The following is a 3398-nucleotide window of genomic DNA, read 5'->3' on the forward strand; positions in this document are numbered from 1 at the left end:
GGGTGGCTGGTCGTTGCTTGAGAACTGCACAGTGGACGCGAGCATCTGTGGCCAAGTTTTTAAGGGCGCACGGTGGATGCCTTGGCACCAGGAACCGATGAAGGACGTGGGAGGCCGCGATAGGCCCCGGGGAGCTGTCAACCGAGCTTTGATCCGGGGGTGTCCGAATGGGGAAACCCGGCAGTCGTCATGGGCTGTCACCCGCTGCTGAACACATAGGCAGTGTGGAGGGAACGCGGGGAAGTGAAACATCTCAGTACCCGCAGGAAGAGAAAACAACCGTGATTCCGGGAGTAGTGGCGAGCGAAACTGGATGAGGCCAAACCAGTCACGTGTGATACCCGGCAGGGGTTGCGTGGTTGGGGTTGTGGGAGTTCTCTTGATCGGTCTGCCGGCCGGTCGGCGAGTCAGAAACCGTTGATGTAGGCGAAGGGCATGCGAAAGGCCCGGCGTAGAGGGTAAGACCCCCGTAGCTGAAACATTGACGGCTTGCTTGAGAACCACCCAAGTAGCACGGGGCCCGAGAAATCCCGTGTGAATCTGGCGGGACCACCCGTTAAGCCTAAATATTCCCTGGTGACCGATAGCGGATAGTACCGTGAGGGAATGGTGAAAAGTACCGCGGGAGCGGAGTGAAATAGTACCTGAAACCGTGTGCCTACAAGCCGTGGGAGCGTCGCGCAGAGACTTGTTCTTTGCGTCGTGACTGCGTGCCTTTTGAAGAATGAGCCTGCGAGTTTGCGGTATGTTGCGAGGTTAACCCGTGTGGGGAAGCCGTAGCGAAAGCGAGTCCGAATAGGGCGGTTGAGTAGCATGCTCAAGACCCGAAGCGGAGTGATCTAGCCATGGGCAGGTTGAAGCGGAGGTAAGACTTCGTGGAGGACCGAACCCACCAGGGTTGAAAACCTGGGGGATGACCTGTGGTTAGGGGTGAAAGGCCAATCAAACTCCGTGATAGCTGGTTCTCCCCGAAATGCATTTAGGTGCAGCGTCGTGTGTTTCTTGCCGGAGGTAGAGCACTGGATAGGCGATGGGCCCTACCGGGTTACTGACCTTAGCCAAACTCCGAATGCCGGTAAGTGAGAGCGCGGCAGTGAGACTGTGGGGGATAAGCTCCATGGTCGAGAGGGAAACAGCCCAGAGCATCGACTAAGGCCCCTAAGCGTGTGCTAAGTGGGAAAGGATGTGGAGTCGCAGAGACAACCAGGAGGTTGGCTTAGAAGCAGCCATCCTTGAAAGAGTGCGTAATAGCTCACTGGTCAAGTGATTCCGCGCCGACAATGTAGCGGGGCTCAAGCACACCGCCGAAGTCATGTCATTGCAGCATGAGGGCTAACGCCTGCTGTGATGGGTAGGGGAGCGTCGTGTGCCGGGTGAAGCAGCCGCGGAAGCGAGTTGTGGACGGTTCACGAGTGAGAATGCAGNGATATTACCCCCAACGGGGATCGTGATGGGTAGGGGAGCGTCGTGTGCCGGGTGAAGCAGCCGCGGAAGCGAGTTGTGGACGGTTCACGAGTGAGAATGCAGGCATGAGTAGCGATACAAGAGTGGGAAACTCTTGCGCCGATTGACTAAGGGTTCCTGGGTCAAGCTGATCTGCCCAGGGTAAGTCGGGACCTAAGGCGAGGCCGACAGGCGTAGTCGATGGACAACCGGTTGATATTCCGGTACCCGCTTTGGAGCGCCCAATACTGAATCAGGCGATGCTAAGTCCGTGAAGCCGTCCTGGATCCTTCGGGTGAAGGGGAGTGGTGGAGCCGACGGACCAGACTTGTAGTAGGTAAGCGATGGGGTGACGCAGGAAGGTAGTCCAGCCCGGGCGGTGGTTGTCCCGGGGTAAGGGTGTAGCCCGAGAGATAGGCAAATCCGTCTCTCATTTGAGGGTGAGACCTGATGCCGAGCCGATTGTGGTGAAGTGGATGATCCTATGCTGTCGAGAAAAGCCTCTAGCGAGCTTCATGGCGGCCCGTACCCTAAACCGACTCAGGTGGTCAGGTAGAGAATACCGAGGCGTTCGGGTGAACTATGGTTAAGGAACTCGGCAAAATGCCCCCGTAACTTCGGGAGAAGGGGGGCCATTTCCGGTGATGACATTTACTGTCTGAGCTGGGGGTGGCCGCAGAGACCAGCGAGAAGCGACTGTTTACTAAAAACACAGGTCCGTGCGAAGCCGTAAGGCGATGTATACGGACTGACGCCTGCCCGGTGCTGGAACGTTAAGGGGACCGGTTAGTCAATCTTCGGGTTGGCGAAGCTGAGAACTTAAGCGCCAGTAAACGGCNATGTATACGGACTGACGCCTGCCCGGTGCTGGAACGTTAAGGGGACCGGTTAGTCAATCTTCGGGTTGGCGAAGCTGAGAACTTAAGCGCCAGTAAACGGCGGTGGTAACTATAACCATCCTAAGGTAGCGAAATTCCTTGTCGGGTAAGTTCCGACCTGCACGAATGGCGTAACGACTTCTCGACTGTCTCAACCATAGGCCCGGTGAAATTGCATTACGAGTAAAGATGCTCGTTTCGCGCAGCAGGACGGAAAGACCCCGGGACCTTTACTATAGCTTGATATTGGTGTTCGGTTCGGCTTGTGTAGGATAGGTGGGAGACTTTGAAGCGCCAACGCCAGTTGGTGTGGAGTCGTTGTTGAAATACCACTCTGGTCGTGCTGGATGTCTAACCTGGGTCCGTGATCCGGATCAGGGACAGTGTCTGGTGGGTAGTTTAACTGGGGCGGTTGCCTCCTAAAGAGTAACGGAGGCGCCCAAAGGTTCCCTCAGCCTGGTTGGCAATCAGGTGTTGAGTGTAAGTGCACAAGGGAGCTTGACTGTGAGACTGACGGGTCGAGCAGGTACGAAAGTAGGGACTAGTGATCCGGCGGTGGCTTGTGGAAGCGCCGTCGCTCAACGGATAAAAGGTACCCCGGGGATAACAGGCTGATCTTCCCCAAGAGTCCATATCGACGGGATGGTTTGGCACCTCGATGTCGGCTCGTCGCATCCTGGGGCTGGAGTCGGTCCCAAGGGTTGGGCTGTTCGCCCATTAAAGCGGTACGCGAGCTGGGTTTAGAACGTCGTGAGACAGTTCGGTCCCTATCCGCTGTGCGCGTAGGAGTCTTGAGAAGGGCTGTCCCTAGTACGAGAGGACCGGGACGGACGAACCTCTGGTGTGCCAGTTGTCCTGCCAAGGGCATGGCTGGTTGGCTACGTTCGGAAAGGATAACCGCTGAAAGCATCTAAGCGGGAAGCCTGCTTCGAGATGAGGGCTCCCTCCCACTTGATGGGGTAAGGCTCCCAGTAGACGACTGGGTTGATAGGCCAGATATGGAAGCACCGTAAGGTGTGGAGTTGACTGGTACTAATAGGCCGAGGGCTTGTCCTCAGTTGCTCGCGTCCACTGTGT

1 rRNA gene is annotated in these 3398 nt (G+C 56.8%); it reads left to right on the plus strand.

The window, feature by feature from the left end:
* Positions 1-49 precede the first annotated feature (49 nt).
* A 23S ribosomal RNA gene (locus tag ACO1BR_RS43690) occupies positions 50-3377 on the plus strand.
* Positions 3378-3398: the final 21 nt, after the last annotated feature.

This window comes from Streptomyces sp. YGL11-2 (assembly GCF_050054615.1).
Lineage (GTDB): Bacteria > Actinomycetota > Actinomycetes > Streptomycetales > Streptomycetaceae > Streptomyces.